General features: G+C 56.2%; 24 protein-coding genes. 12 read left to right on the top strand and 12 right to left on the bottom strand.

All coding sequences use genetic code 11. From position 1 onward, the window contains the following. Positions 1 to 6 precede the first annotated feature (6 nt). The gene (locus tag D467_RS0101310; protein WP_018915698.1) at positions 7 to 1500 is read right to left on the bottom strand and encodes a bifunctional ADP-dependent NAD(P)H-hydrate dehydratase/NAD(P)H-hydrate epimerase; all 1494 of its coding nucleotides are present in this window, start codon (positions 1498 to 1500) and stop codon (positions 7 to 9) included. Positions 1501 to 1555: 55 nt separating this feature from the next. On the opposite strand from D467_RS0101310, the gene queG reads away from it, so the two are divergent. Next, complete coding sequence (gene queG / locus D467_RS0101305; RefSeq protein WP_018915697.1) at positions 1556 to 2689, top strand: tRNA epoxyqueuosine(34) reductase QueG; 1134 nt, start codon at positions 1556 to 1558, stop codon at positions 2687 to 2689. A gap of 12 nt (positions 2690 to 2701) precedes the next feature. On the opposite strand, the gene orn is transcribed toward queG, so the two are convergent. After that, positions 2702 to 3283 carry an oligoribonuclease gene (gene orn, locus D467_RS0101300; RefSeq protein WP_018915696.1) on the bottom strand — a complete coding sequence of 194 codons (582 nt, stop codon included), beginning with the start codon at positions 3281 to 3283 and terminating at the stop codon, positions 2702 to 2704. An 87-nt stretch (positions 3284 to 3370) separates the two neighbouring features. On the opposite strand from orn, the gene rsgA reads away from it, so the two are divergent. Genes rsgA through asd form a run of 3 tightly spaced genes read left to right on the top strand, consistent with a single transcriptional unit; the run spans position 3371 to position 6169 of the window. Next, complete coding sequence (rsgA, locus tag D467_RS0101295; protein WP_018915695.1) at positions 3371 to 4390, top strand: small ribosomal subunit biogenesis GTPase RsgA; 1020 nt, start codon at positions 3371 to 3373, stop codon at positions 4388 to 4390. 18 nt (positions 4391 to 4408) lie between these two features. Continuing rightward, on the top strand, positions 4409 to 5251 hold the full coding sequence (locus tag D467_RS0101290) for a sulfurtransferase (RefSeq protein WP_018915694.1): 843 nt from the start codon (positions 4409 to 4411) through the stop codon (positions 5249 to 5251). A 51-nt stretch (positions 5252 to 5302) separates the two neighbouring features. Then, positions 5303 to 6169 (top strand): archaetidylserine decarboxylase, encoded by an 867-nt coding sequence (gene asd, locus D467_RS0101285; RefSeq protein WP_018915693.1) that lies wholly within the window; start codon positions 5303 to 5305, stop codon positions 6167 to 6169. Here asd and D467_RS18920 read toward each other — a convergent pair. After that, positions 6161 to 6829: a TetR/AcrR family transcriptional regulator gene (locus D467_RS18920; RefSeq protein WP_018915692.1), complete on the bottom strand. Its 669-nt coding sequence runs from the start codon at positions 6827 to 6829 to the stop codon at positions 6161 to 6163. The genes asd and D467_RS18920 overlap by 9 nt on opposite strands. Positions 6830 to 7002: 173 nt before the next feature. Here D467_RS18920 and D467_RS0101275 point away from each other — a divergent pair, with 173 nt between their 5' ends. Both D467_RS0101275 and D467_RS0101270 read left to right on the top strand, forming a co-directional pair. Continuing rightward, positions 7003 to 8214 (top strand): HlyD family secretion protein, encoded by a 1212-nt coding sequence (locus tag D467_RS0101275; RefSeq protein WP_018915691.1) that lies wholly within the window; start codon positions 7003 to 7005, stop codon positions 8212 to 8214. Continuing rightward, positions 8211 to 9761 carry a DHA2 family efflux MFS transporter permease subunit gene (locus D467_RS0101270; RefSeq protein WP_018915690.1) on the top strand — a complete coding sequence of 517 codons (1551 nt, stop codon included), beginning with the start codon at positions 8211 to 8213 and terminating at the stop codon, positions 9759 to 9761. Before D467_RS0101275 ends, D467_RS0101270 begins: the two co-directional genes overlap by 4 nt. Positions 9762 to 9780: 19 nt before the next feature. Here the strand turns inward: D467_RS0101270 and epmA are convergent, their stop codons facing one another. Together epmA and efp are read right to left on the bottom strand one after the other, a co-directional pair. After that, positions 9781 to 10761, bottom strand: a complete 981-nt coding sequence (epmA, locus tag D467_RS0101265; protein ID WP_018915689.1) for an EF-P lysine aminoacylase EpmA — start codon at positions 10759 to 10761, stop codon at positions 9781 to 9783. A gap of 112 nt (positions 10762 to 10873) precedes the next feature. Beyond that, a complete protein-coding gene (efp, locus tag D467_RS0101260) occupies positions 10874 to 11440 on the bottom strand; it encodes an elongation factor P (RefSeq protein ID WP_018915688.1) in 567 nt (188 codons plus the stop codon). A 139-nt stretch (positions 11441 to 11579) separates the two neighbouring features. Here efp and epmB point away from each other — a divergent pair, with 139 nt between their 5' ends. Further along, entirely contained in the window at positions 11580 to 12599 is a 1020-nt protein-coding gene (gene epmB / locus D467_RS0101255) for an EF-P beta-lysylation protein EpmB (protein ID WP_018915687.1), read from the top strand. A gap of 9 nt (positions 12600 to 12608) precedes the next feature. Here epmB and D467_RS0101250 read toward each other — a convergent pair whose 3' ends face one another. The 6 genes from D467_RS0101250 to dapA all read right to left on the bottom strand — a co-directional run bounded on the left by D467_RS0101250 (position 12609) and on the right by dapA (position 18317). Further along, positions 12609 to 13277 (bottom strand): SDR family NAD(P)-dependent oxidoreductase, encoded by a 669-nt coding sequence (locus tag D467_RS0101250; protein ID WP_026285554.1) that lies wholly within the window; start codon positions 13275 to 13277, stop codon positions 12609 to 12611. Positions 13278 to 13392: 115 nt separating this feature from the next. Then, positions 13393 to 14163, bottom strand: coding sequence for a DeoR/GlpR family DNA-binding transcription regulator (locus tag D467_RS0101245; protein ID WP_018915685.1), 771 nt, complete (start codon positions 14161 to 14163; stop codon positions 13393 to 13395). A gap of 34 nt (positions 14164 to 14197) precedes the next feature. Then, positions 14198 to 15088 (bottom strand): NAD(P)-dependent oxidoreductase, encoded by an 891-nt coding sequence (locus D467_RS0101240; protein ID WP_018915684.1) that lies wholly within the window; start codon positions 15086 to 15088, stop codon positions 14198 to 14200. Beyond that, positions 15088 to 16122, bottom strand: a complete 1035-nt coding sequence (gene pdxA / locus D467_RS0101235; protein ID WP_018915683.1) for a 4-hydroxythreonine-4-phosphate dehydrogenase PdxA — start codon at positions 16120 to 16122, stop codon at positions 15088 to 15090. Before pdxA ends, D467_RS0101240 begins: the two co-directional genes overlap by 1 nt. Positions 16123 to 16158: 36 nt before the next feature. Further along, complete coding sequence (locus tag D467_RS0101230) at positions 16159 to 17442, bottom strand: four-carbon acid sugar kinase family protein (protein ID WP_018915682.1); 1284 nt, start codon at positions 17440 to 17442, stop codon at positions 16159 to 16161. Beyond that, positions 17442 to 18317, bottom strand: a complete 876-nt coding sequence (gene dapA / locus D467_RS0101225) for a 4-hydroxy-tetrahydrodipicolinate synthase (protein ID WP_018915681.1) — start codon at positions 18315 to 18317, stop codon at positions 17442 to 17444. Before dapA ends, D467_RS0101230 begins: the two co-directional genes overlap by 1 nt. 314 nt (positions 18318 to 18631) lie before the next feature. On the opposite strand from dapA, the gene D467_RS0101220 reads away from it, so the two are divergent. The 4 genes from D467_RS0101220 (at position 18632) to D467_RS0101205 (ending at position 23625) form a co-directional block, all read left to right on the top strand. Next, the gene (locus tag D467_RS0101220) at positions 18632 to 19573 is read left to right on the top strand and encodes a Bug family tripartite tricarboxylate transporter substrate binding protein (protein WP_018915680.1); all 942 of its coding nucleotides are present in this window, start codon (positions 18632 to 18634) and stop codon (positions 19571 to 19573) included. 71 nt (positions 19574 to 19644) lie between these two features. Continuing rightward, complete coding sequence (locus D467_RS0101215) at positions 19645 to 20916, top strand: tripartite tricarboxylate transporter TctB family protein (protein WP_018915679.1); 1272 nt, start codon at positions 19645 to 19647, stop codon at positions 20914 to 20916. 10 nt (positions 20917 to 20926) lie between these two features. Next, a complete protein-coding gene (locus D467_RS0101210) occupies positions 20927 to 22435 on the top strand; it encodes a tripartite tricarboxylate transporter permease (protein WP_018915678.1) in 1509 nt (502 codons plus the stop codon). A gap of 17 nt (positions 22436 to 22452) precedes the next feature. Next, complete coding sequence (locus D467_RS0101205; protein WP_040460027.1) at positions 22453 to 23625, top strand: sialidase family protein; 1173 nt, start codon at positions 22453 to 22455, stop codon at positions 23623 to 23625. A gap of 145 nt (positions 23626 to 23770) precedes the next feature. Here D467_RS0101205 and D467_RS18915 read toward each other — a convergent pair whose 3' ends face one another. Further along, the gene (locus D467_RS18915; RefSeq protein ID WP_018915676.1) at positions 23771 to 24805 is read right to left on the bottom strand and encodes a LacI family DNA-binding transcriptional regulator; all 1035 of its coding nucleotides are present in this window, start codon (positions 24803 to 24805) and stop codon (positions 23771 to 23773) included. Positions 24806 to 24916: 111 nt separating this feature from the next. On the opposite strand from D467_RS18915, the gene D467_RS0101190 reads away from it, so the two are divergent. Continuing rightward, positions 24917 to 25921 (top strand): TRAP transporter substrate-binding protein, encoded by a 1005-nt coding sequence (locus D467_RS0101190; protein ID WP_018915675.1) that lies wholly within the window; start codon positions 24917 to 24919, stop codon positions 25919 to 25921. Positions 25922 to 25923 lie beyond the last annotated feature (2 nt).

Raw genomic sequence — 25923 nt, 5'->3', positions numbered from 1 at the left:
CTGCCTTTACGGGTTGATCAATTCTCGCGCATAGAATGCCAGATCGCTTGCCAGCAAGCCACGTTCTCCTGACACCTTAGCGGCGCGATCTGCAGCAAGAGCATGCACCAGCGTGCCAAGCCAGGCACACTGTTCGGCATCCCCACGTTGCGCCACCAGCGCGCCCAGCATGCCGCTAAGTACATCGCCCATGCCACCGCTGGCCATGCCTGGGTTTCCGTAAGGGCATACTGCCAGCCCATACTGGCTGGCAATCAAGCTACCCGAGCCTTTTAAAATCACCACCCCACCGCGGGCTTTCTGCAATGCGCGCACTGCGGCAGGCCGATCCGCCTGAACATCCGCCGTGGAACAGCCCAGCAGGCGTGCGGCCTCACCGGGATGTGGCGTCAATATCCAGTTGTCGCGGCGCTCCTCCGGCCAGTGGCTTGAGAGTAAGTTCAGCCCATCGGCATCAATCACCAGCGGCTCCTCAGAGGCCAACGCATACTGAAGCACCGCTTGCCCCCAGGCAGCCTGGCCTGTACCTGGTCCCACCACCATCACGTCAGCTTTCTGAGGCAGTTCATCCAAGTCAGCACCACCGCGCACGCCATGTGCCATGACTTCGGGACAGTTGATTAAACTGGCCGTGATGTGCTCCGGCGCTGTTGCCAGGCTCACTTTTCCGGCCCCCAGCCGCGCCGCCGCCCGAGAGGCTAATAACGCCGCGCCACCAAAACCGGGGGCACCGCCAAGCACCAGCACATGGCCCATATCGCCTTTATGGCTGGTTCGCGAGCGCGGAGCAAAGGCCTCTTTGAGCCACGCCTCATCCAACCGCCATGCAAAGGGCGGAATATCAACAAATGCCTGCGCCTTAACGCCTAAAGGACGAAAATCGATTTCCCCCGTGTGGGCGGGAGCTTCTCCGGTATGCAGGCCCATCTTGTCACCGATAAACGTTACCGTGCAGCTGGCCTGGACAGCTTCGCCCAGCACTGCCCCGGTACCGGCCGCAAGCCCCGAAGGAATATCAATCGCCATTACGGGACGCTTGGCCGCATTAATCGCTCTAATCGCCTGCCTGGCTGGTCCCGTGATTTCTCCGTTTACACCGATACCTAACAGGGCATCGATAATCACCTCGCCGGTAAAAATACACTCTGCCTGCCACTCTTCACAGCCGACGCCAGCCGAGGTAGCTAGCGCCGCTGCCCGAGCAGCATCGCCCGTCAATGTATCCAGCGGCTTAAGCGTAATACGCTGTACTTTAAGGCCCGACTGAATGGCCAACGCCGCCAGCACGTGGCCATCCCCGCCATTATTACCGCCACCACACAGCACCGTTAAACTACGCACCTGGGGCCAGCGCGCCCGAAAACTATGCCAGGCACTGGATGCGGCTCGCTGCATGAGGGCGAAGCCCTCAATGCCCCCGGCAATGGTGCGACGGTCCAGTTCACGAACCTGTTCTGCGGTAAATAATGGGCGTAGTGTGGAAGCACTCAAGGTAAGCACAATCTCTCCTTTCGCATGTTTTGATGGCGGTCAATGCGTTAGCATAGCGCGACTAATGCTCGACCGTAGACTGATGATGCCCTCTTCCACTGCTTCTGCACTTTCTCACCATGAGCTGGCACGCCTTGCCGACCTCATCAAAACCTGGGGCCGCGAACTTGGCTTTCAGCAAGTAGGTATTACCGATACGCAGCTCGATACCCACGAGCAGCATCTCAACGCGTGGCTGGACAAAGGTTACCACGGTGAAATGGGCTTTATGGATAAGCACGGCACCAAGCGTACTCGCCCGGCTGAACTTGAACCGGGCACACGGCGGGTGATCAGTGTCCGCATGGATTATTTGCCCCCGGAAGTCGAAACCACCCGGCTGCTTGGTCAGCCCAGCAAAGCCTATGTATCACGCTACGCGCTGGGCCGTGATTATCATAAGCTGATACGCAAGCGTCTGGCCCAGCTGGGTAAAAAAATCGAGCAGGAAGTAGGCCCCTTCGGCTACCGCGCGTTTGTGGATTCCGCCCCGGTGATGGAGCGTGCCCTGGCGCAAAAAGCGGGCCTAGGCTGGTTTGGCAAAAACGCCATGCTCTTAAACCCCAAAGCGGGTTCGCTGTTTTTTCTGGGCGAGCTTTATACCGACCTGCCCCTGCCTGTTGACCCGCCCTATGAACGGGAGCATTGCGGCAGCTGCGACGCCTGCCAGACCGCGTGCCCGACCGGTGCGATTGTCGATGACAAGGTGGTTGATTCGCGCAAGTGCATCTCTTATTTGACCATTGAGCTGCACGGCGCGATTCCGGTGGAGTTTCGCCGCGCCATGGGTAACCGCGTGTATGGCTGCGACGACTGCCAGCTGGTATGCCCTTTCACACGCTTCACGCGGGTAAGCAACGAGCAGGATTTTGCCCCCCGCCACGACCTCGACCGCGCGTCACTCATCAACCTGTTTGCCTGGGGCGAAGAGGAATTTCTGGATAAAACCGCTGGCAGTCCCATTCGGCGTATCGGCTATGAGCGCTGGCTGCGCAATATCGCCATTGGCCTGGGCAATGCACCCTGGAGCGAAGCCGTTGAAGCCGCACTTTGGGCACGCCGGGCTTACCCCAGCGCCCTGGTACGTGAGCATGTCACCTGGGCACTGGAAGAGCAGCGCTTTAAGCGCGATGCACGTATTGCCACGAGCGCGCGCTAACACTGCCGAGGCTTACTCTTCTTCGTCATGCTCTCCAGCTACGCGCAAGAAGGTATTGCGGTAGTGGGCAAGCTCGGCAATCGACTCTTTAATATCATCCATCGCCAGGTGAACGTTGCGTTTGCTAAAACCAGCAAGCGCCCCTGGGTTCCAACGCTTGGCGAGCTCCTTAACGCTTGAAACATCCAAGTTGCGGTAGTGAAAAAAGCTCCATAGCGCGGGCATTTCGCGCTCCAGAAAGCGTCGGTCCTGATGAATACTGTTGCCACACATCGGTGAGCTACCGGGCGTTACGTATTGGCGTAAAAACTCCAGCGTTTGCTGCTCCGCACTGGCCGTATCGACGTTACTTGCCTTAACGCGTGCAACCAGCCCCGATTCCCCATGGGTTTTCTGGTTCCAGTCATCCATACTGGCGAGCAGGCTGTCCGACTGCTTCACCGCAATCACCGGGCCTTCAGCCACGACGTTTAGATCTGCATCGGTAATTAACGTGGCGACCTCAATAATGCGCTCTTTATTCGGATCCAGGCCGGTCATCTCAAGGTCAATCCATACCAGCAGATCGCTGCGCGGTGCGGTAGTGTCGTTCATGCTTTTCTCCAAGATAGCCGACGGGTCGAGTTACCCGGCGTCAGTTAACAGGTACAATAAGTCTATTGTACCGAGCATCGGGTGGTCATGAGCAAACGTAAATTAAGCCGTCAACAGCAATGGCGGGTCGACAAGATCCAGGCCGAACGTGCCCAACGCGCTGAAAAGCGTGAAGTGCAGGATACGGATAAACTCGCCGCCGGAGAATATGGCGCCGAACAACCAGGCCGCGTAATGGCCCATTTTGGGCGCACGCTGGAAGTACGCGATGCCGATGGCAACCCCATACGCTGCCATCTACGCGCTAATCTGGAAGGCTTGGTAACCGGCGACCGGGTGATCTGGCGCGCAGGCCAAGACGGTTCAGGCGTTGTGGTAGCACGCGAAGAGCGTGACAGCGTCCTCAAACGTCCTGACGCCCGCGGGCTTTTAAAGCCGGTTGCCGCAAATATTGATCAGATACTGATTGTATTCGCCGTGGAGCCTGCGCCGCACCCTAACCTCATCGACCGCTATCTAGTCGCCGCCGAAGCGACCGATATCGCGCCTGTGCTTGTGCTTAATAAAATCGATCTGCTTCCGGAAGACGGCGGAGAGTTAAGCAAACTGCTTGAGCGCTATCACAGCCTGGGCTATCCGGTGGTGCGTACCACCACGGCTAATGAAGCAGGGCTTGAACCTTTACGTCAGCAGCTTGAAGGCCGCACATCGGTTTTCGTCGGCCAAAGCGGCGTGGGTAAATCCTCCTTGATCGATCTGCTGCTACCCGATGAATCGCTGCGTATCGGCGCGCTTTCCGAAGATTCGCGTAAGGGCACGCACACCACAACGACAGCTCGGCTTTACACCATGAACCGTGATGAAGTCACAGACGGTGAGCTGATCGACTCCCCCGGTATTCGTGAGTTCGGCTTGATTCACTTGACCGAGCAGGACGTGACCGACGGCTTTATTGAGTTTCATCCCTTTATTGGACATTGCCGCTTCCGCGATTGCCGGCACCGGGCGGAACCCGGCTGCGCTTTACTTGAAGCGGTTGAGGCAGGCAAGATTCATCCAGAACGTTTTGCCAGCTATCGTCGTATTCTCGATAGCCTAGATGCCTGAATTTTATAGGAGCCGTCCATGAGCACCGAGCACCCGTCATCAGAATCAAATTTTCTGCCGCTCATTGTTGAACCCGAGCAGCTCAAGCCTCATCTAGACAGCCCTGAACTGCTGATTATTGATGTGCCGGTCAACCCGAACAGCTACCGCCAGGGGCATGTGCCTGGGGCTGTATATCTCGATTTCCGCTATTTGATGCGTGGCGAAGGGCCGGTGCCCAACGACGTTCCCAGCGTCGAGTTTTTATCTCAGCTGTTCAGCGCACTCGGCCTTACGCGTGATACCCATGTTGTGGCGTATGATGATGAAGGCGGCGGCTGGGCTGCGCGCCTTTTATGGACATTGGAGCTGATTGGACACACTCGTTACTCCTATTTAAACGGCGGCATTCACGCTTGGCGCGATACGGGCATGCCCGAAAGCACCGAGCAAACACGCCCTTCGCCTAGTGAATACCATGCGCAGATTTTAAACCCGCAGGCGCTCATTACCTGTGATGAGATTAAAGCCAAGCTGGGTGACAAGCAGTTTGCGGTTTGGGATGCCCGCTCCAAAGGCGAATATGACGGCGAGAAAGGCAATAACAAGCATCTTGGCCACATCCCAGGTGCGGTAAACATGGATTGGCTTAATGCCATGGACCGTACTCGCGCCTTGCGTATTCGCGACTACGCCGAGCTTATCACCGAGCTTGGAGCCATGGGCCTGACGCCAGATATGGAAGTGGCCACCCACTGCCAGAGCCACCACCGCAGCAGCTTTACCTGGCTGGTGGGTAAAGCACTAGGATTTAATATACGCGGCTATGCGGGCTCTTGGGGCGAATGGGGCAACCGCGACGATACGCCGATTGAAAAGTAACGTGGCCGGCCGTGCTGGCTCTACGTTTAACCACTGCTAAAAGTAATTAATGTGACGCTATCTCAAAAAGCTTTTTCGTTACTCCAGTATCCGCTTCCGCATCACGCCATCTCGCGCCTGACCGGCAAATTTGCGCAGAGCGAGGTGCCGTGGCTGAAAAACGCGCTGATTAAAGCGTTTATCAAACGGTTTAACGTCGACATGAGCCAGGCGCTTGAACCGGACCCGACGGCCTATGCCAATTTTAACGCGTTCTTTACCCGCGTTTTACAAGCCGATGCCCGCCCGCTGGGTGAAGGCATACTAAGCCCGACCGACGGCTCGCTTTCGCGCCATGGCCGCCTGCAGGCGGGCCAGCTGGTTCAAGCCAAGGGCCATACCTATTCAGCGCAAACGTTGCTGGGTGGGGATGCGGCGCTGGCTGAAGAATTCATGGGGGGGAGTTTTGCGACCGTCTATCTTTCGCCACGTGACTATCACCGCGTACATATGCCGATGACCGGCACGCTGCGCGAGATGATCTATGTGCCTGGACGTATCTTCTCGGTCAATAAAGCCACCGCAAGCTACGTGCCGAACCTATTTGCACGCAATGAACGCCTGGTGTGCATTTTTGATTCCGAGCATGGCCCGTTTGCCATGGTGCTGGTCGGCGCAATGGTGGTTGCCGCCATTGAAACCGTGTGGTCTGGGCAGGTAACGCCGCTGGCGGGCGTGCCCCAACGCACGCGCTTTGACAACACGATCACCCTTGAGCGCGGCGAGGAAATGGGTCTATTTAAACTCGGCTCTACCGTGGTGATGTGCTTTGCCAACCCGGTCGCGTTTGCCGATTATCCGCCGGAAACCATGGTAAGCATGGGCCAAACGCTAGGCGATTTTGTAAGCCAGCCGATACAGCGCCAAGCCTTAGTTTGAAGACGACGTTACGCCAGCAAGAAAGATCGTCAAGCAGCGTTTCGCCCGCGCGTTGCACTGCGCCTCGTCAAGCTGCAGGTCACGGCCAAGCAAAGCATCGATATGCCATTCGCCTATCAGCATCCCCATGAAAATCCCGGCGGCCTCGCGCGGATCTTCAATATCCAGACGGCCGCTTGCCACCTGATCACTGAGATAGTTGGCGAGCGCCTGGCGGGTCTGATCAGGCCCCCGGGTCAAAAACAGCTCGCCAAGCTCAGGGGACCGCTCAGCCTCGAACGCCAGGCCGCGCACTAGCCGTATCACGCTCGGGTTAAATATCAGCATCAACATACGCCGCCCTAGTTCGTACAGCACCTGTTCAGGGGCCTGACGGTCCCGCCGCCCTTCTTCGAGTACTGCCCAGGCCGCGCCAATATGGCGCTCCATCGCCGCCGTGAATAACCCCTCTTTATTGCCGAACTGCTTGTATAACGTCGCAAGCGACCCGCCGGCGCGTGCCACTACCTCGTTGACGCTGGCGCCCGCATAGCCCTGCTCAAGAAAAACATCCCGGGCAGCGTCCAGCAGTCGCTCGCGCCGCGCTACCCCGCGTGCGGTCAACGTAACGCCTTCATTGTCAGGCTGTTCAGCGGTAGCAGAAGACCTTAAGCGTGACATTCTTACTCCTATTCAAACCGTTGTAATGGCATATAGCTGTTCAGACGCTAACGCCATTTTTAATTTTACATGTAGCGTGCTAACAAAGTAGCTATGTAGTGTAGCATTCATTACACTATATAGCTTCCTACCCGATGACCGTTCAACGGGATGACATGCGTTGAGGAGTGGCCATGAGCTCAAATGGCAAGCAAAGCGAAACCCCGGATACACATCAAAGCGATGCGTCAGTGGCGCTCGCCAACAGCCACTCCAGCGGCAAACCCAAGCGCAAGATTCTGGCGGTGCTGGTAGGCCTCATCGCGCTAGCCGGGATTATCTGGTGGGGCGTAGGCTGGTGGCAGGTCGGACGCTTTATGGAAGAGACCGACAATGCCTATGTGCGCACCGACAGCGTGGCTGTGCGCGCCGAACTTTCTGCACGCGTCGCACAGGTTGCGGTGAACGACAACCAGACGGTTAAGCAAGGTGACCTGCTGGTGCGCCTGGACGATGAAAGCTACCGCGATCAGGTGGCGCAAGCCGAGGCTCAACAAGCGGTGGCGGCAGCCTCGATTGTCCAGTCGCGTCGCCAGGTGGAGCTTCAGCAGGCAGCCATCGATCAGGCGACAACCCAGGTCGATGCTGCCCAGGCCGATGTTGACCGAGCGCGCCAGCACCTTGAGCGCTCATCGTCACTGGCGGCCAACAACTACGGCTCGCGCCAGCAGCGTGAGGATGATCAAACTGCGCTGCGCGTCGCTGAGGCCAATCTGGCCAGCAGCCAGGCAGCCGTTGTCTCGGCCAGACGCCAACTGGCCGTGGCTGAGAGCGATGTGACCCGCGCCGAAGCCAACCTGGACGCCGCGAGTGCCGATCTTGCCTACACTCGCCATCAGCTAGACAAAACCCGCATTCTTGCGCCGCGTGATGGAGTGATCGGCAACCTTCGGGTTGAAGTTGGCACTGTCGCGCAGCCGTCGTTAACGCTGTTGCAATTGGTGCCCATCGAGTCGGCCTACGTAGCAGCCAACTTCAAAGAGACCCAGCTTGAGCGAATTCGTATCGGCCAGGCGGTTAAGGTGCACCTGGACGCTTACCCCAATATAATCTTTGAAGGCATCGTCGATAGCTTATCGCCTGCCACGGGCACCGAGTTCAGCCTGCTACCCCAGGACAACGCGACCGGCAACTTCAACAAAATCGTTCAGCGGGTACCGGTCAAGATTCGGATTACCGCCCCCGAAGAAGCGTTACCTCTACTGCGCGCGGGGCTTTCAGCCATTCCCGAAATCGATACGCGGGAACTTGAGCCTAAGTTTGAACCTGAACCCCAGCGGGAAAATAGCGCACGGCTTGCCCATTCAAACGCCACTAACGCGTCTCAGCAACATCCCCGGCTATGAGCGAGGCAGCCGCAAGCCCAGCGGTGGGCGTCAGCGACATGCCGCCCTGGCGGCAGCGAATTGGCTTTATCGCTGCCGTATTTGGCATGTTCATGGCCATTTTGGATATCCAGATCGTCGCGAGCTCGCTTAACGAGATCCAATCGGGGCTCTCGGCCAGCGAAGACCAGATATCCTGGGTACAGACCTCCTACCTGATTGCGGAGATCGTGATGATCCCGCTCTCGGGCATGCTGATGCGCATTCTCTCGACCCGGGTCGCCTTTACCCTCTCCTGCGCGGGTTTTACGTTGGCGAGCCTTGGCTGCGCGCTGGCCACATCCATTGAGCAGCTGATTGTGTTGCGCGCCATTCAGGGCTTCATGGGCGGTGCGATGATTCCGATCACCCAGGCGGTCAGCTTTTCGATTTTCCCCCGGCGGGTGATGGGTAGCGTTCAGGCGGTGATCGGCATGGTCGTTACCATGGCACCGTCGATTGGCCCAACCGTGGGCGGCTACATTACTGAAACCCAGAGCTGGCACTGGCTATTTTTGGCCAACGTGATTCCCGGCATTCTGGTGTGCTGGGCGGCGTGGACGTTTCTGGATATCGATAAACCCAACCACGCCATCGCGCGCAGGCTGGATCTTGTCGGTCTGGCCCTTATCGCGGTATTTCTGGGAACGCTTGAGTTCGTGCTCGAGGAAGGTCCGGGCGATGACTGGTTCGCCAGCCGCCAGATCACCCTGTTTAGCCTGGTCTGTTTAGTCGCGGGCATCTGGTTTTTTGCGCGTACGCTGCGCAGCGATCATCCCATCGTCGATCTGCGCGCTTTCGCCAACCGCAACTTTGCTATCGGCGCGGGGATGGGCTTTATCATCGGCATTGCCCTGTATGGGCTGGTTTACATCATGCCGCTTTTCTTTGGCTATGTGCGTGGCTACTCCAGCCTGCAAATCGGCCAGGTGATGTTCGTGACTGGAATTACCATGTTCCTATGCGCCCCCATCATCGGCCAAGCCTCCAACCGTCTGGATCTGCGCGTATTGCTGTTTTTGGGTCTGCTGCTAGTCGGCGTGGGCACCATGATGAACGCCAACCTCACGGTAGAGTCAGGATTCTGGCAGTTCTGTGTGCCACAAATCGTGCGCGGCATGGGTCTTATCATGTGCATCATACCGGCATCGCGGATCGCTCTCGGCACCCTGCCCCCAAGCGAAGTGGGTAACGCCAGCGGGCTATTTAACGTGATGCGCAATCTGGGCGGTGCCATGGGTCTGGCACTACTCGACACCGTGCGTGATATCCGCGAGGACTTTCACTGGAACCAGCTAATTCCGGCTATCGATACTGGGCGCGATGTGGTGGTGGCAGAGATCGCCAAGTATGAGGCCATGCTAAGTGGCACGGTACCCGATGCCTACCACGCCGCCGTGGGATTACTTGCGCAGCGGGTCTCACAGCAGGCCCAGGTGCTGGCCTTCAATGACATCTTTACCTGGCTGGGCCTGATTTATATCGCTACGGTGCCACTGGTATTTTTACTCAAACGCCTCAAGGCTTAGCGGGCAGCTAGCCCAAAATTCAACAGTTGGGCGTAGCGAACGCCAGCACGTCTTCCAGGCGTGCTTTACCCAGTGCTAGCTGAATCAGGCGGTCAATACCCAGCGCGACGCCCGCACCTTCCGGCATGCCGTGCTCAAGCGCGGCAAGCAAATGCTCATCAATATCGACCTCAGGCAGGCCCAGGCGACGCCGTTCGGCGTTGTCTTCATTAAAGCGCGCTCGCTGCTCGGCGGCATCGGTCAGTTCATGATAACCATTGGCCAGCTCAATACCGTTCAGGTAAAGCTCAAAGCGCGACGCCACCCACTCACCGTCAACGTCTTGATGGCGGCGCGCCAGTGCCGCTTGGCTAGCAGGATACTCCAGCACCACGCTTAATTCGTTCTGGCCCAACTGCGGCTCAATCACCATGCTCATCAGTAAATCAAGGCAGGTATCGCGACCTTCGTTGGCCAATGTCCCCGCGGGCATCTGCCCCCGCTCTGAAGCCAGCGTACGCAGCTTTTCAAGCGAGGTGGTAAACGGGTCGACCGCCAGATAGGTGTGAAACAACTCACGATACCGGTAGTGCACGACCGGCCCGGCAAACGAAGGCAACAGCGTCATCACCAGATTGGTCGTCTCATCGATCAGCTCGCCCAGCGCGAACCCCGGGCGATACCACTCGAGCATGGTGAATTCAATATTGTGCCGGGAGCCGACTTCACCATCACGAAAGCTTCGCGCCAGCTGGTAAATAGGCCCACTGCCTGCAGCCAGCAACCGCTTCATATGAAATTCAGGCGAGGTTTGCAGCCATAAACGGCGCTGGCCTTTATCGGTGCGCGCCTGAGTAACCAGCGACACCAGGTGCACGTCGGTGCCTCCCCCCTGCCCAAGCACGGGGGTTTCCACTTCCATAACGTCACGCTGGGCAAAAAATGCTCGTACGTTTGCAAGCAGGTGGGCACGCTCACGCAGCGTGGTAATTTCCGCACTGGGACGCCAATCAATGGCCATTACCGCTCCTTAGACAAAATAAAAGCCACGCTAACGCGTGGCAATAAGGTAGTACACGTGCCGTTTAGTGCGTAGCCAATATACTCAAGCTACGCACTGATTGAACGGTGTTTTAGGCGCGGGAAACGTACTCGCCAGAGCGGGTATCGATTTTCAGCACTTCGCCCTGGTTAATAAATAGCGGTACACGTACAACGGCACCCGAAGAAAGGGTTGCTGGCTTAGAGCCGCCCTGCGCCGTGTCGCCTTTAAGGCCAGGGTCAGTCTCGACAACTTCAAGTTCAATGAAGTTGGGCGGAGTGACGGAGATCGCCTTGTCATTCCACAACGTAATCGTATAGGGCACCTGCTCTTTGAGCCATTTTGCGGTATCACCCAAGGCTTTCTTTTCAACGGCGTACTGCTCGAAAGAACCATCGGTTTTCATGAAGTGCCACATGTCACCGTCGGTGTAGAGATATTCCATCTCCAGATCCATGACATCAGCACCTTCCAGCGAGTCACCGGATTTAAAGGTACGCTCGCCCACACGGCCGGTCATCAGGTTACGCAGTTTAACGCGGTTGAACGCCTGGCCCTTGCCGGGCTTGACCAATTCGTTCTCAACGATCGAGCAAGGATCGCCGTCGAGCATTACTTTTAAACCGCCTTTGAATTCATTGGTAGAATAGTTAGCCATGTTGCCTCTCAGTGATCTATTTCAGTTAGCTATTACAGTTAGCGATGCATGGCAGCATACTTCGCCGCAGCGTGGATAGCATCGTCAAATAAGTGCGCGCATGATAACCCGAAGGAGGGCCTTTTTGCAGGAGAACATTATGATCGTTGCCTCGGATAAGCACGAGCGATTCAACGAAGCCCAAAGCCCGACGTGGCAACGGCAGCTTTCAAGTGCCATTCGCGATCCGCATGAGCTCTGCCAACGCCTTGGGTTAAGCGAGGCGTGGCTGCCTGGTGCTCGTAAGGGGCATCAACTCTTTGAAGTGTGCGTGCCCGACGCTTACCTTTCAAGAATCGCCCATGCCACGCCGGACGATCCCTTACTCCGCCAGGTGTTGCCGCTGGGTAATGAGGCCGTGTCAGCCATAGGCTATGTCACCGACCCGCTGGAAGAGGCCGAGCATCGACCCGCCCGCGGCCTGATTCACAAGTACTCAGGCCGGGTGCTGCTGATCGCGAGTCCCAACTGCGCGATTAACTGCCGCTACTGTTTCCGCCGCCATTTTCCGTATAGCGATAACTCACCTTCACGCGCCGAGTGGCAGGACGCGCTGCAATATCTACGTGACGATCCCTCCATCCATGAGGCGATTCTCTCGGGCGGCGACCCGCTGGCAGCTAACGACCGTCAACTCGCCTGGCTGGTGGGTGAGCTGGAAAAAATACCCCACCTTAAGCGCTTGCGTATTCATACGCGATTACCGGTGGTGATACCTGACCGGGTGGATAGCGCACTGCTTGACTGGCTGGGCACCACGCGTCTGCAAAAAGTCATGGTGCTGCATATCAACCACGCCAATGAGATCGATCAAGCGGTTATTGATGCCTGCACCCGGCTAAAAGCAGCAGGTGTGACGCTGCTTAATCAAAGCGTGCTGCTACGCGATATAAATGACGACGTCGAAACGCTGGCAACGCTTTCCGAGCGGCTGTTTGAGGCGGGCGTACTGCCCTACTATCTGCATGTTCTAGACCCGGTTCAGGGAGCGGCACATTTTGATGTGCCGGATGACGAAGCGCGTACACTCGTCACTCAGCTGCGTGAGCACTTACCCGGCTTTTTAATGCCCAGGCTAGTGCGCGAAGTGCCTGGGGAAGCGAGCAAAACGCCGCTGTGAGGGAGGTGCCTAAAGCGAGGCGCCTGCACAGACCGTCAGTGTCTGCCCGGTAATAGAACGTGCGGAGTCGCTGAGTAGAAATGAAACGCTTGCGGCAATCTCATCGGGTTCGATAAATCGACCCATCGGGGGTAGCTTGGGCGCCACGCCAGCCCGGTTAGGGTCTTCAAGCATGGGGGTTCGCGTGGCACCCGGAGCGACTAAATTCACGGTGACCTGCTTGCCCACCAGCTCCATTGCCCAGGAACGTATCAAGCCTTGCTGAGCCGCTTTCGAGGCCGCGTAAGCGCTTTTGCCAAGCGCGCCCTGCTGGGTTCGACTGCCGATCAGCACTATCCGAGTCAAGGGTGCCTGCTCGGCGAGAAGTTTTTGAACCAATAGCGCTGGCGCGTCGACATGAAGCCGCCACATCTGTTGGGCGAGCTCATGCTCATAGGCCTGTATATCACCTGTATGCATGATGCCCGCTGCGTGCACGAAACCATCGAAGCTGCTTGAATCGAGCTTGAGCATAGTAGAGGAAAGTGCCCCCAAGTCGGCACTTACCCAATGAAAACGCTCGCTTTCAATGGGTGCAGGACGCCTCGAAAGCCCGGTAATTTCATGCCCTTGTTCAAGCAGATGCTGGCAGATCGCCAATCCAATTCCCGAACTGCACCCTGTCACTAATAAATGCATGGATCCATTTTCCCGAGTTTGACCTATAAATAACTATTTCTTTACTAACTATTTCTTTAATAGCTATGTCTTTAATAGCTATGTTTTCAATAATCAGTGTCTTCGACCACTATAGCTATGTCTTGACCACTTCAAGCGTAACGCCACGACGGCGTTTGAACGCTTCTAACCGGTCATCACCGGCCTGGTTGTCGGTAATCAATGTCCAGTGGCTGAGCATAGGCGTCCAGTGTTGTTGTCGCGCGTTACCCAACTTACTGGAGTCAGCGAGCACCACCACTTTCAGAGCGCGTCGAATCATTAGCTCTTTGAGATAGGCCTGCTCGGCGCTTGCCTCGCAAAGCCCTAAATCCGCGACTACTCCGTCGGCACTCATGAAAAGCTTATCAACCGACAAGCGTTCAAGCGCTGCCTGGGCCGTCACGCCATAGGTGGTCATGCTAGCGGAGCGTAAATCCCCTCCTAGAAACGTCACTTTACAATCTTTTATAGCCGCCAAAGCGGGCAGCGCAGTCATGTTATTTGTAAAGATATGCAGTCTGCGGCGCTGGCCTAGGAGCTTGGCAAGTGCGGTGGTGGTAGACCCGCCGTCGAGCAGCAGCGTATCGCCATCCTCGATATGCTCAAGCGCTGCGCGCGCCAGGTGGGCCTTGATGTCGCCCCGTTCATGTTGGCGCTGAACCAGCGAAAGCTCCGGCTCACGCTTGCCCACCACTGCCGCCGCGCCGCCATAAGTACGCACGATGTAACCCTCATCGGCGAGCGATGCTAAATCGCGCCGAACGGTCGCCTCGGAGATTTGAAAACGCTCACAAAGCGTTTCCACATCAGTAATACCGTTGTGAACCGCCTCTAGCATGGCACTGCGTCGCTTGGCGACTTTCATTGAGGCTCCTTAAAGCGGTATCGAATACCCGTTATCAGGATGAAAAAGAGACGCCATGACGCTTGGCGACGATATCGGAAAGCTCGGGTACGAAGCTTTCACCAGCACCCTCGTCCAGCGCGCTTGCGTATAATTCTTTAATGGCGTGAGCGACACCCGCCTGAACGTTCAGGTCGTCTGCCAGATTGGCAACGTAGCGGATATCCTTGCCAGCATTGGCCAACGAAAAGCGATGTGCGTTGCGGTCGCGCTCCAGCACGTACTGGAAAAACGTTTGATAAAAACCGCTATCCATCCGGCTGCCGCGAATGACGCTATCGAATACCGCTGGCGTCACGCCGGCCTTGGCGCCGATGGTTAGCGCTTCAGAGTAGATCGCGCCGTAGCCCATCGCCAAAAACTGGTTGAGAAGCTTCATAGTATGGCCAGCACCGGCGGGGCCCACGTGCAATATCTTACCTGCCCAACAGTTTAACACCGGGCGTATAGCTTCGAGCGTCGCTTCATCGGTCCCCACAATCGCCTGAAGTTCACCGGATTCTGCCTGGGTCGGGGTGCCGCCCAACGCAGCGTCCATGAAGATGGTTCCTTTGGCGGCAAGCGCTTCATTCAAGCGTCGCGTCAGAGTCGGGTCGGAGGTCGAACAATCGATAATCACCAGCCCCTCATGAGCACCCTGCGCCAACCCCTGTTCGCCTTCGACAATCGCCTCGACCTGTGGAGCGCCGGGTACACAGATAAACACTATATCGCAGCGCTGCGCCAGCGCCATGGGTGAGTCTACTGCCTGCGCGCCCTGCTCCAGAAGCGGCGCGAGGCTCTCCTGACGCGGGTCGAAGACGGACATTGGATAGCCGCCCTGCATGATGTTACGAGCAATGTTGGCGCCCATCAGGCCCAAACCGATAAAACCGATACGTTTCATTAGATGTTCCCCTTAGCGGTACTGGATTCAGCGGATTTTTCACGGCGGTTGGCAAGGTCGACAGCCTGCTTGAGCGCCTCAAGAAGGCTGCGTTCATCGGCGATTCCTTTACCGGCAATATCGAACGCCGTGCCATGATCCACCGAGGTACGGATGACCGGCAGCCCTACGGTCACGTTGACGCCCGCTTCGAGCCCCATCACTTTCACCGGGCCATGCCCTTGATCATGATACATGGCGACTACCACATCGAAGTCACCCCGCCCGGCACGGAAGAACAGCGTATCGGCGGGAAGCGGCCCTTGAACGTCCCACCCCCTTGAGGTGAGTTCTTCGATCGCGGGAACAATCTTCTCCTCTTCCTCACCATAGCCGAACAAACCGTTCTCACCTGCGTGTGGGTTGATGCCGCAAACACCGATGCGCGGATGGTCGATCCCCGAGCGTACCAGCGTTTCATGTGCCCGCTCGATGGTACGTTTAACAAGCCCTGGTTCGATGCGGTTAATGGCATCCAAAAGCCCGATATGAGTAGTCACATGAATCACACGAAGGTTGGGCGCCACCAGCATCATCGAGACCTCTTCGATACCGGTCAGATGCGCTAGCATCTCCGTATGCCCTGGAAAGATATGCCCACCGGCGTGCAGCGCCTCCTTGTTAAGCGGTGCCGTACAGATGGCGTCAAGCGCGCCACTGTGAGTCAATTCAACGGTACGTGCGATGAACTGATAAGCTGCATCACCAGCAACCGGCGATACCTGACCATACGCCAGGTCTTCAGGGATCAAGCCCAGATTGATGCAATCCACTGTGCCCGGCGTGAATGTCGCCTCACTAACATCGTCGATCATGTTCAGGATTAACTGACTGCCGACAATCTGCCCGGCCTTTTTCAAGCGGCCTGCATCGCCAATCACCAGCGGTCGACAGGTGTCGTATACGCTGTCATGGGCAAGCGCCTTCATAATGACTTCAGGGCCGATACCGGCGGCATCCCCCATGGTAATACCTACGACTGGAAGGTAGCTCATTGGTGTTGTTACTCCGAAGTAAGTCGTTTGAAAAGCTCAGCGGCGAGATAAACCGGCTTCGCGCTTATCGGCCAAGATACGCCAGACCTTAAAAAGCGTGGCTTCATTACCAAAGGCACCTGCCTTGGTGACCACCGGCATGCATTGATTATTCATTGAAAGCACGACCCCCGGCTCAAGCTCATCTAGGAGACGCAGATGATCGATACCGGCCGCCCTGAGCAACGCCTTGGCCGTTTCGCCCCCCGTGGCGACCAAAGCACCGAGCCGTTCTACATGGCCACCCAGATGGCTGGCCAGGCGCTGAGACAGCCTATAGCCGTCAATGGAAGGATCCGGTGTTTGCTGAGCGAGAGTCACGAGTACATCTTGCCCTGCCTCAAGCGCATTCAGCGCTCTGTTCAGCATCGAAGGTGCTTCCTGGGATGCCATCAGCGAGGCGATATCCACTTGGACATGCGCAAGCGCGTCACCGCCCTTCTGCAACAAATGATTGATCTGGCGATGTGAAATAGGCGACATGCTGGCCACCACCATCAACACCGGACCCTTTACCGTGAAGGAGGGCGCCAACACCGCCCCCTGCTTTTCAGGAAGCGTCTTTAGATGCTCATGCACGTAGGGACAAAGCGCCTTGGATAGCCCTGCCGACCCCACCCAGAAAATGCCGGGAAGACGCTGCGTCGCCTGAGCGATACGGTCAAGGTCGCTGTCGCTCTCGGCATCGATAACCACCGCCCCCACCTGATTTTGCTGATGCGTTGAAAACCACTGTTCGAGCACATCCGGGGATAACTGGCGAAGCGTGGCAAGCGGCAAGTACTCGGCGTCAACGCCTGTCTCGCGCAACATGTCGCTGAGCGACGCCCTGCCAGAACGGCCCTCATTGCCCCATACCTCGGTTTCTTCAACGGGTATCTGGTCGATGTACTGCCTTGCATGGCGAGTAAAGCGCCTCATGGCAGGCATTGCCGGCGCCACTATCGCCATTCCCGCTTCGGGAATCAGCGCCGCGACTTCCTGCGCCCAGTTACCGCGAAGCGTCGAATCGATCTTTTTATACAGCCGAAGATTCGTGCTGCGCAGTGCTTTCAAAGCTTGCACATTCAAAGCTGCGGCCTGGTCGGCAGCCAGATGGCGGGAGTCGGTATCGAAAACCACTACTTGGGCATCGGCCCTGTTTTGTAGGGTAAGCTCAATGGCGGTGGTCAAACCGCTCTTGGCGTAGCTCACTGCACAGTCAGCCGCACCCGAAAGGTCATCGGCTAGCATGACAAGCTGTGTGGTGTCTGCCAGAGACGTTGACGACTCCCCGGCCATCAGCGATAAACCTGCATAAGTTCATCGAGCTGCTGACGCTGCTGCTCGCTTAGGGGAAGCGCTGGTGCGCGGGTGGGACCAGCTGGCATACCCATCAACTCGGCCGCTGCTTTCAAGACGACCGGCATGGTGGCCATGCCAAAGGCGGTACGCAGCACGCGCAGTTTTTCCTGAGCCTCTCGCGCTGTTTCTATATCGCCCGCCTGGAAGGCGTTATAGATGGTCATCACAACATCGGGCACGGCGTTGGTGGTCGCCGCTACCGCGCCATCGGCACCGGCCAAAAGGCCCCAAAGAATGAGCGAATCGGTACCCGTGAACACGGCAAAGTCGTCACGTTTCAAGCCAATAAGTTGCGTTAACCGGTCAAAATCGCCGCCGCTGTCCTTGATACCCTGCACCATCGGCAGGTGCGAAAGCTCCTCAACAGTATCAACGCTGATCGTGCCGCCGGTTTTAGCCGGAATGTTGTAAAGCATAAAGGGCAGTTGCGCCTGTTCAGCAATCGCCGAATAGTGAACCACAAGCTCGTGCTGGGACACCGCGTTGAAGTAAGGGGTGATAATCGAGCAGGCATCCACGCCGACCTGCTCCATCCTGGCATTCATATCGATCACGCCCTGTGTGGTAAAGGCCCCGGTACCTGCAATGACAGGCACTCGCCCCCGCGCCTGGTCAACAACGATGTGAGCGACTTTCAATTTTTCATCTTCGTTGAGCGCGAAGAACTCACCGTTGGTGCCCAGCGCGAACAGCCCATGAACGCCCTTCTCGATCAAGGTATCCACCAACGTGCGCAGTGCGGCTTCATCTACCGCCTGACGGTCGTTCATGGGGGTAATTAAGGCGGGAATAATCCCTTTGAATAGCGTCATGAGCCTGGCGTCCTTTGAATGCATTTTCGACTAAATCGATCACAAAAATGATTGATTCGAGAAGATATCGCAAGCAAACCACGCAATAAAAAATGATCAAAACAGTCATTTTTAATATAAATGACTGTAAATAATAAAAATTTAAGTGAATTAACTTTAGCATATAAGACAAAAGTGCAAATGCATCAAGTGATCAATTCAATCATTTTGTAGGCATAGAAGGACTAGCGCGTTAGAAAATACCCATTGATGAAAGCCTTCTGCATCACACCTTTACTCATAATGCACTGCACAATAAAAAACCGGAGAGCCACATGACGGTACGTAAATCACTCGGAGCACTTCTCGCCACTTCGCTACTCGTTCCTGTGACGGCCTTTGCCGATTACCCGGAACGCTCGATCGAACTGGTCATTCCGTTTGGTCAGGGGGGCGGCAATGACCTGGTGGGTCGCGCTTTTTCTCAATCCCTGGCCGAGTACTCAGATGTGGATGTTCTGCCGGTCAACCGTACAGGCGGAAGCGGCGCGGTGGGCTTTCATGCCGCCTCATCGGCTCGCCCTGATGGTTATACAATCGCCATGATCAACAGCTCGCTGGTCGGCAACCCCCATATTATTAACGGCTTTCCAGCAAGCATTGATGGCTTCACGCCGATCTGCCTACTTTCCGCCGAGCCTGTAGGCATTGCCGTTAGCGCCAGCAGCGATATCGAAACCCTTGAGGACTGGGTATCGATTGCCCAAGAAGACCCTGACCGTCTCGCGCTGGGCTACACCTCTATTGGTGAGCTAATCGCACTCTCGGCAGGCAATGTTACCGACACCGACCCCACGCTCATTCCTTACTCTGGCTCGGGTGACTCGATTACTGCCGTTATTGGTGGCCACGTGGATGGCGCGGTGGTCTCCGATGCAGAAGCCTACTCACAAGTTCAGGCCGATCAGCTTCGCATGCTGACTTTCTTCAGTGACGAGCGCTCCAAGAGCCTGCCGGATGTTCCCACTTCTGCCGAAGAGGGCTACCCGCTGGACATCGGCCTTTTCCGTGCCATCGGCGCGCCGGCCAACCTGCCTGAAGACGTCGAGAGCTACTTGATTGATGCCTGCACGCATATCGCTCAGGATGAAGCGTTCGTTGAGCGGATGAACCGTATCGGCTTTAACGTTCAGCTACGCACCGGTGACGACTTCAAAGCGTGGCTCACACGCCAGAACGAAGCGTTTGCCGCCGCTGCAGGCCTACTGGAGCAGTAAACCACGACCCATAAGCAGGAGCATTCAGGTTCGAACTGAATGCTCCTTCACTTCGTAGGGATAGCGCTTTGATGAACTATCAGACCCTTAAATACCGGGTGAAAACCATAGAGTTTTGGACACTACTCTTGTTGTTTTTAGCGGGAAGTTATTTTCTTGCCCAGGCCCTGGGCATGCCGTTTGAGATGCGCCGCACCATAGGCCCCGGCTTTATCCCCACCATTGTATTGGTTGGTCTTCTCAGCTGTACGCTGGTTGCACTGGTGCGGTTCTTGACTAACCCGCACCATAAGATTTATACCAATTTTCCCGAAGGCTCTGAAGACGATACTACCTTTAAGACTCTAACAACGGCTCTTAACACGCAAAACGGTCACCGCTTTACTCTCTCAAGCCATACGGGGCTGGGTAGTTTTTCAGCACTGAGTGTTATCAAGCGAAGCCACCCCGACATTTCAGTTCTCGCCGCCTCTTCACGGGCAACTCAAGTCAATGCAGAACTGGCTGCAAAAGAGCATTTGAGGGGTTTTACGCCACTGACGCTGCTCTACTTCGATGCCTTCGTTCTAGCGGTGCGCCTCGGCACTACTACCTCTAACGAGACGCTTGGACAACTCAAGATAGGATACGACAACCTGCTTGACGACACCGTCTTCTTGGAGACGCTGCGACAGCATCCAGAACTTTCGAGGCCTTTTGAAAAGCAGTGGCAGCCCATGGAGATTGAGGCGCTACGCGTGGCGCTAGCTGAGGGCAAGATAGACGCCGTTCTAGCCGCTCGATCCGGGCTTGAGGAATCCTTACAGGCCAATGAGCTCACGGTGTTAGAAGCGTTTGATGGCACAACCTCTGGTAAGAGCGGTCTGATCTATGGCGACTGGGCGGCGCTTTTCGTACCTGATGATCAAGCAAACGAGGCCCGCCAACAAAATACCCTGCGCCTTGAAAAGGCATTTGGCTCCCCAGCATTTACCGCGCAGCTTCAGCATGTACAGGTGCCCTGGCACTCAAGTAATTCAGAGTACGCACAGACACTTCTGGGCGCACTGGCAGACCAGGGTGCCCGGGGTATTGCGGTAAAGGCCCAGGCTGCCCGTGGCCGCGCCTATGCCATCCCCATTACGCTGTTGGCAATTGCGCTCTTTCCATTTTTGATGAATATCGTGGGCTTTATTTTCACGTCCATCCTGGTCACATCACTAATCATGGCGCTGCTGCGCGCCGAGCTGAGTGTCACCGGGCTGATAAAGATCGGGGTCATCAACGTGGTGATCGCGGTAAGCACCTACATGGTCTTTTATCACGTCTTTAGTATTCCCCTCCCCTTAGGATCGATCTGGTAAGGAGCCCTGCATGTTTGAGCTATTGATACAAGGGTTTGCATCCCTTCTGGATCCAATTCTGCTACTGCTACTGGTAGGGGCGGTCGCCATTGGTATCGTGGTAGGTGCCATGCCGGGGATATCCCCCTCGCTTGGGGTGGCGATTGCAAGCCCATTAACGTTCGTGTTCGACCCTTTCACCGGTATCAGCTGCCTGCTGGGTATCTATATCGGCGCTGTTTTCGGCGGCTCGATCCCTGCCACGGTGATTGGTATCCCCGGTTCGGCGATGGCGGTCACCACGGTATTTGATGGTTACCCGATGGGGCGCAAGGGACAAGCGGGATTGGCGCTGGGGCTCAGTACGATATCGTCGTTCATCGGCGGTGTGCTTGCTTCACTGATACTGATCGTCCTCGCCTATCCTATCTCGCAGTTTGCACTCTCATTAGGCCCACGTGAGTACTGCGCCATTGCCGTGCTGGCATTGATGGCCGTCGCCTCACTCTCTGGCGGGTCGTTCCTGAAGGGAGCGATCGCCTGTCTGCTCGGGCTTTTTCTAGCCACTGTCGGGCTTGATGAAATCAACGGACAGCCCCGCTTTACGATGGGCCTCCCCTACCTGATGGGCGGCATCCCGTTCATTGCGGTGATTATCGGTTTGTTCGCTATCCCGGAAATCATGCAGCGCTTCGAGCGTATTTCTCATCGCACTCAGCCTATCGTACAAGTATCCAAAGTTTTGCCCTCCTGGCCGCTACTGAGACGGTTGATTCCCGCCCAGCTTCGTTCAACCGGCATCGGCACCATCGTAGGGGCAATACCCGGCGCTGGCGCCGATGTGGCCTCGCTTATCTCCTACAGCCAGGGGCGCAACCTTTCTAAGTACCGTGAGCGTTTCGGCTCGGGCGAGCCCGAAGGTATTGCCTGCTCAGAAACCGCCAACAGCGCTTCGGGCGTGGGCGCCCTGATTCCCCTGCTGACCCTTGGCCTACCCGGCGGGGCGGTCACCGCGGTGATCATCGGCAGCTTCATGATTCACGGACTGCAACCGGGGCCGCTATTGATGCGAGACCATGCGCCGCTGGTCTATCAGTTCTTTGCCACCACCGTTATCGTCAATTTCATCGTGCTGCTGATCGGCCTTCCAGGCGCCAAGCTTTTCTCTCGGGCGCTTCAGGTGAAAGAGAGCATTCTTTTACCGATCATTTTGCTGATATGCATCATTGGCGCTTACGCGCTCCGCAATAACCCCTGGGATATTCTGGTCATGCTGGGCGTTGGTGTCTTTGGCTACTACATGGCAAAGGCCGGTATTCCGCGTGCGCCTATCGTCATCGGTATGACGCTGGGCCCGATCATTGAAAGCGAAATCGCTCGTGGGCTTTTGATAACCCGCGGCAACTATCTGGACTTCATCACCCCTATCAGTGCTGTTATCTGGGCCATAGCATTATTACCTCTTTATTTACCGCTACTGCGCTACGTGTTTCGACGCATCAGACCTCGCCCGCATGTCGCAACCAGCACTCCTGAATAACGATTTTGAGGATGAACATGAACGAATTCACTTTCTCCCCCCCAGCTGGTCAACTGCACACTGCAGCGATTGATGGCGGAAGACTAGAAGCATACTTGCCTACTCCCTGCCTGCAAAATCACGCTTCGTTTCTACATGAACTCGATAATGGCGATCTCCTATGCGCCTGGTTTGGTGGAACACAGGAAGGCGTGCCGGATATCTCCATCTTCGTGGCAAGGCTCGCCAAAGGTGAGCTAGAGTGGTCAGAGCCCCACAAACTCTCTGACGATGCCACCCGTTCTGAACAGAATCCCGTACTCTTCACCGCCCCCGACGGTGCGCTGTGGCTGACTTATACTGCACAGTTATCTGGTCATCAGAACACGGCCATCGTACGTCGCCGACGCTCATACGATGGCGGTAAGACGTGGAGCGCGACAGAAGATTTATTCAAAACGCCAGGCATCTTTATTCGCCAACCCCCGGTATTCACCCAGGATGGCAGTTGGGTGCTTCCGGTATTTCTGTGCCGTGTCGCCGAAGGCGAGCGCTGGACCGGGAACGATGATATCAGCGCCGTCATGATCTCCAAGGATGCTGGCAATACTTGGCAACAGCAGGACGTTCCCGAAAGCGTTGGCTGTGTACACATGAATATTCAGCCGCTCAAGGACGGCTCGTTCATCGCGCTTTATCGCAGCCGCTGGGCGGATTGCATCTACCTGAGCCGTTCGCAAGATGCCGTTAACTGGAGCGCACCGGAGGCAACCGAGCTGCCTAATAACAACTCGTCCATCCAGTTCACCTGCCTGGACAATGGTCACTTGGCACTGGTGTATAACCATCGCCGAGCCTCCCCTAACGCCGAACGGCGCGCCTCGCTTTACGACGATATTGAAGACGCCGAGGACCACGGCGAATTAGTAGATCAAGCCAGCAACGCTGGAAAGTCAGCCTTCTGGGGCGCACCGCGCGCGCCCATGACGCTTGCGGTCTCAACCGATGGTGGGCGCAGCTGGCCCATTCGCCGCGACCTGGAAATCGGTGACGGTTACTGCATGACTAATAACTCGACAGAAAAGAAAAACCGTGAGTACTCCTACCCCACGATCATCCAGGGCCAGGAAGGCGACCTGCATATCGCTTTCACTTACTTCCGCCAGCGAATCAAGTACGTTCGCGTCAATGAGTCCTGGGTAAGTCAATAACCAGGCTTTAATCCAGTCCAATTGAAGTCCACTTTGCCTGCTACGTCAGATAACGGGTGAGGCATAAAAAAACGCCTTGATCAGCAAAGATCAAGGCGTTTTCAATGGATTTAACGATTTCCATCAAAACCCTCCTCTACGGCGGCTACGAAGGGTTTACGATCGGAAGGTTTTCTGAAAAGTAGATTTCCATCGAGACAGCGCCGCTACCCGTTTTTTCACCGCTTGCTACTTCAATGGCCCGGGCGTAGATGGCGCTGGGGTTCTGGGTGATGACCATATCCATTACGCCCTCGACCAGCATGCTGCGCGTATCGGGGGTTAGCCCATGTCCTATAAAACATATTTCTTTGTCGCGCTTTGATTCATGCAGCGCTCGGCCAATTCCGTCGGATGAGCCGCCGACATTATAGATTCCGACAATATCCGGGTGCTGCTCCAATAAACGGCACGTGTTGTGGTAGTTTTCATCCCGGTTATCGTGGCCTTCCTGAGGCCCAATCACCGTTAAATGAGGAAAGCTCTCCTCGATCAGCGCCAAAAATCCCATTTCCCTTTCCATATGCGCGCGATAAGCGCGGCTCGCCGCCACGAGTGCCAACTTACCTTGAGGGGCACGGCAGAAGCGTCCCATTACTTTGGCGGCGGTACGCCCTGCGGCAAAGTTATCAATCCCGATATAGGCATGCCGGTTCGAGGTGGGCAGGTCAGAGATAATGGTAACGACGCGTTTTCCGGCATTCACCAGCTCATCGATCACCTGGCGCACTTTGGGATGCTCAATGGCCATGAAAATCACCGCATCAGAGGTTTTGCCGTAGCGCCGCAAGGCGTGAACCAACGCCTCTGGATTGAAGCTTTCGATAAAGTGGCTGCGCACTTTGAGAGGCTCCACCGACTGTTCTGCCAAGGCTCTTACATAGGTATTTAGCCCGGTAAGATACGGATTGGTACCCTGCGGCAATAAAAACACCACCTTGGAAAAGGCGGGTCCAAGGCGGACTTTAACCTCCTCTTCACCTAAATAGCCCACCTTAACTGCCGCTTCCAGCACGCGATGAAGCGTAACGTTGCGCACGCCGGGCCGCCTGTTCAGAACGCGATCCACGGTTGCCGTTGAGACGCCTGCGGCCATGGCAATGTCGGGTATCAAGGGACGCTTTACATCAAAAACCATCATGAATTCCTCATTGCTTAAAAGAGCAGCCCTGCCCTAGCCTATTGGTTAGTAGCAGGTGGAAAACACTTGGCTACAAAACAATAAAAAACAATCATCGCCTGGAGAATAACAATGCTAGTTAAACTAGTTCGCAATAGCCATCTCGCTTTAATAGCAGGCGCCTTCGCGCTAAGTGCAGGAAGTGCAGCCGCGCAGGAAGTCACTCTTCGCTACGGACATATGCATACGCCCAACTCCATTGCGGGTATGCAGGCCGAATGGCTGGCGGACGCCATTGAAGAAAAAACGGGCGGCAATGTGGCCGTTGAGATCTACCCCAACTCCCAGCTAGGCCGCCTGCAGGAACTCGCCGAAGCGGTTTCCACAGGCTCCATTGCGCTTTCCCACAATACCGCGGGTGCTATTGGCTCTCTCTACGCTCCGTTCGCCGCCTTTGATACACCCTACCTTTATCGCGATGTTGATCATCTGATGAAGGTGATGGATGTCGATTCTCCGGTGATGAGCACGCTGAACGAAGAACTGGCTGATGCTTCAGGCGTACGCTTGCTGTATGCCTTCTACTTTGGCACCCGTCATCTTACGGCCAACCAGGAGATCCATACGCCTGACGACTTAGCCGGTGTCAAAATTCGCTCGATTCCATTCCCCATCTATATGGCGACCGTTGAAGGAATGGGCGCCATCCCGGTGCCGGTGGATTGGTCAGAAGTACCCACGGCACTTGCAACCGGCGTGGTTGAAGGCCAGGAAAACCCGGTCAACGTGGTGGTCAGCGCCAAACTTAATGAAGTACAAAGCCACATGATGCTGACGGGCCACATCAGTGCCGCGCAGGTTATCGTCATTAACGATGATACTTGGCAGTCCTTATCCCACGAGAATCAAGCGGCTATCGCTGAAGCGGCGCTGGAAGTACGCGAACGCGCTACCACCGCTATGCAAGAAGCAGAAGCCAGTGACCTTGCGCAACTTGCCGAGGCAGGTATGCAGATTATTGGCCCAGAAGAAGGCCTGGATGTAGATGCCTTTCGTACCCGTGTGCAAGCGCGAATTACCGAAGAGTTCGATAGCCAATACGGTGATCTCTATCAACTCATCAGCGAAACGCGTTAAGC

This window comes from Vreelandella zhanjiangensis DSM 21076, from assembly GCF_000377665.1.
Lineage (GTDB): Bacteria > Pseudomonadota > Gammaproteobacteria > Pseudomonadales > Halomonadaceae > Vreelandella > Vreelandella zhanjiangensis.
Note: the sequence above shows the minus strand (reverse complement) of the source record. Positions and strands in the feature narration are given on the sequence as shown.

Bases quoted from the DNA above. Each gene is read 5' to 3' on its own strand.
- queG (WP_018915697.1), top strand. From the start codon at position 1,556: ATGCTCGACCGTAGACTGATGATGCCCTCTTCCACTGCTTCTGCACTT.
- orn (WP_018915696.1), bottom strand. From the start codon at position 3,283: ATGAACGACACTACCGCACCGCGCAGCGATCTGCTGGTATGGATTGAC.
- rsgA (WP_018915695.1), top strand. From the start codon at position 3,371: ATGAGCAAACGTAAATTAAGCCGTCAACAGCAATGGCGGGTCGACAAG.
- D467_RS0101290 (WP_018915694.1), top strand. From the start codon at position 4,409: ATGAGCACCGAGCACCCGTCATCAGAATCAAATTTTCTGCCGCTCATT.
- D467_RS18920 (WP_018915692.1), bottom strand. From the start codon at position 6,829: ATGTCACGCTTAAGGTCTTCTGCTACCGCTGAACAGCCTGACAATGAA.
- D467_RS0101275 (WP_018915691.1), top strand. From the start codon at position 7,003: ATGAGCTCAAATGGCAAGCAAAGCGAAACCCCGGATACACATCAAAGC.
- D467_RS0101270 (WP_018915690.1), top strand. From the start codon at position 8,211: ATGAGCGAGGCAGCCGCAAGCCCAGCGGTGGGCGTCAGCGACATGCCG.
- epmA (WP_018915689.1), bottom strand. From the start codon at position 10,761: ATGGCCATTGATTGGCGTCCCAGTGCGGAAATTACCACGCTGCGTGAG.
- efp (WP_018915688.1), bottom strand. From the start codon at position 11,440: ATGGCTAACTATTCTACCAATGAATTCAAAGGCGGTTTAAAAGTAATG.
- epmB (WP_018915687.1), top strand. From the start codon at position 11,580: ATGATCGTTGCCTCGGATAAGCACGAGCGATTCAACGAAGCCCAAAGC.
- D467_RS0101250 (WP_026285554.1), bottom strand. From the start codon at position 13,277: ATGCATTTATTAGTGACAGGGTGCAGTTCGGGAATTGGATTGGCGATC.
- D467_RS0101245 (WP_018915685.1), bottom strand. From the start codon at position 14,163: ATGAAAGTCGCCAAGCGACGCAGTGCCATGCTAGAGGCGGTTCACAAC.
- D467_RS0101240 (WP_018915684.1), bottom strand. From the start codon at position 15,088: ATGAAACGTATCGGTTTTATCGGTTTGGGCCTGATGGGCGCCAACATT.
- pdxA (WP_018915683.1), bottom strand. From the start codon at position 16,122: ATGAGCTACCTTCCAGTCGTAGGTATTACCATGGGGGATGCCGCCGGT.
- D467_RS0101230 (WP_018915682.1), bottom strand. From the start codon at position 17,442: ATGGCCGGGGAGTCGTCAACGTCTCTGGCAGACACCACACAGCTTGTC.
- dapA (WP_018915681.1), bottom strand. From the start codon at position 18,317: ATGACGCTATTCAAAGGGATTATTCCCGCCTTAATTACCCCCATGAAC.
- D467_RS0101220 (WP_018915680.1), top strand. From the start codon at position 18,632: ATGACGGTACGTAAATCACTCGGAGCACTTCTCGCCACTTCGCTACTC.
- D467_RS0101215 (WP_018915679.1), top strand. From the start codon at position 19,645: ATGAACTATCAGACCCTTAAATACCGGGTGAAAACCATAGAGTTTTGG.
- D467_RS0101210 (WP_018915678.1), top strand. From the start codon at position 20,927: ATGTTTGAGCTATTGATACAAGGGTTTGCATCCCTTCTGGATCCAATT.
- D467_RS0101205 (WP_040460027.1), top strand. From the start codon at position 22,453: ATGAACGAATTCACTTTCTCCCCCCCAGCTGGTCAACTGCACACTGCA.
- D467_RS18915 (WP_018915676.1), bottom strand. From the start codon at position 24,805: ATGATGGTTTTTGATGTAAAGCGTCCCTTGATACCCGACATTGCCATG.
- D467_RS0101190 (WP_018915675.1), top strand. From the start codon at position 24,917: ATGCTAGTTAAACTAGTTCGCAATAGCCATCTCGCTTTAATAGCAGGC.